The following is a 1,678-nucleotide window of genomic DNA, read 5'->3' on the forward strand; positions in this document are numbered from 1 at the left end:
AACAACGCCGACGAACCCGTCTGGGTTCGAGGTGACGGCGTGGACCTGGCCTGCCATGTCGCAGGCCCAGCGGATGCGCTCGTACTCGTGTTCGTGCACGGCTACCCCGACAACCACGCCGTCTGGGACCGCGTTGTTGCCCACCTCGCCGGGGATTACCGCTGTATCCGCTACGACGTGCGCGGCGCCGGGGCCTCGAGTGCGCCGGCGGCGACCCGTGCCTACAGGCTCGACCACCTGTCTGCCGATCTCGCAGCCGTGATCGAATGGGCCAGCCCGAACGCGCCCGTCCACGTTATCGGCCACGACTGGGGCTCGATCCAGAGCTGGGATGCGGCAACCAATCCCGCATTGGCCGCGCGTATCGCCAGCTTCACTTCAATTTCCGGGCCCTGCCTGGACCACGTCGGGCACTGGCTGCGTCAGCAGTGGCAGCGTGATCGCGCCGGCCTGTTCAAGCAGCTCGGCAAATCCTGGTACGTGTTCGCGTTTCATCTGCCTGGCCTGCCCTCGCTGCTCTGGCGTGCCGGTCTGGGGCGGCGCTGGCATTCCATCGTCGAACGCATGGAAGGCTCTCAGCTGCCACGCAACCCCAGCCAGGCGAACGACGGCGCCCGTGGCATCGCACTGTATCGGGCCAACGTCGTTGCCCGGCTGCGCGCCCCGCGAGCTCGACATGCCCAGATGCCGGTCCAGGTGATCGTGCCCGAGCGCGACCCCTTTGTCGGCCCCGGCTTCGTGGCCGGGCTCGAACGCTGGGTTGACGCGCTCACCGTCAAAACCATCGATGCAGCGCACTGGGCCATTCAGAGCGAAGCCGAAACGATTGCCGCGCACTGCCGCGCATTTGTCGAGGCCAATCACGCCTCGCTGCCGACGGCCGCTCGCGGCAATAGCCACTCGCCCACCGAAGCAGCGCGCGCCCGCGCTTGAGGAGGTTCTCATGAGCCACACTACAATCGATCTGCAGCAGGAATTTACCGGCTATAGCGGCCCGGTCATGCCGGAACGGCGCGACCTGCATTTTCTACCCCCGGGCGATCGGATCTGCGACTGGCATCAGGCCGGTCCGAACGTGACCCAGTTCATGAACGCGCTGAGCCTGTTCTTTCCTGCCGGCGAACGCATGTTCATCGATGCCGTGCGTGCCTATCGCGACGAGATTCCGGATCCCGATCTGCGCAAGGCCGCGACCGCATTCATTGGCCAGGAAGCCATGCACTCGCGCGAGCATATCGAATACAACCGGCTCATGGACGCTGCCGGGCTGCCGGCCAGCGAGCTGGATGCACAGGTCTGGGCGCATACCGAGTACGTGAAGAACAACAGCGCGAAGGTCACGCCGCTGCTGATGACCATCGCGCTCGAGCATTTTACTGCGCTCATGGGCGATACCCTGCTGCGCCACCCCGAACAGATGGCCGGCTCGCAGCCGGACTACGAACGCATGTGGCGCTGGCATGCGCTCGAGGAAGTCGAGCACAAAGCCGTGGCCTACGACGTCTATGAAAAATGCGTCGGCCGCGGCCCGAAGGCCTATGCCATGCGCAGCGCCATCATGCTGACCACCACCGCCACATTCTGGCCACACGTGCTGCTGTTCTACCGGCGGCTGGCCGCGGCTGACCCCGCCTGCGTGAAGGCAGGCTGGCGCGGTCACCTGAAACTGGCGAACTTC

General features: G+C 65.6%; 2 protein-coding genes. Both read left to right on the forward strand.

What is annotated here, in order from left to right:
* Nucleotides 1-933, forward strand: a 933-nt coding sequence (locus ABNU97_RS17730) for an alpha/beta fold hydrolase (RefSeq protein ID WP_348767987.1), incomplete at its 5' end; no start/stop codon positions are given.
* A gap of 10 nt (nt 934-943) precedes the next feature.
* On the forward strand, nt 944-1,678 hold a 735-nt coding region (locus ABNU97_RS17735; protein WP_348767988.1), incomplete at its 3' end, for a metal-dependent hydrolase.

It is taken from the genome of uncultured Salinisphaera sp., from assembly GCF_964012375.1.
Classification (GTDB): domain Bacteria; phylum Pseudomonadota; class Gammaproteobacteria; order Nevskiales; family Salinisphaeraceae; genus Salinisphaera.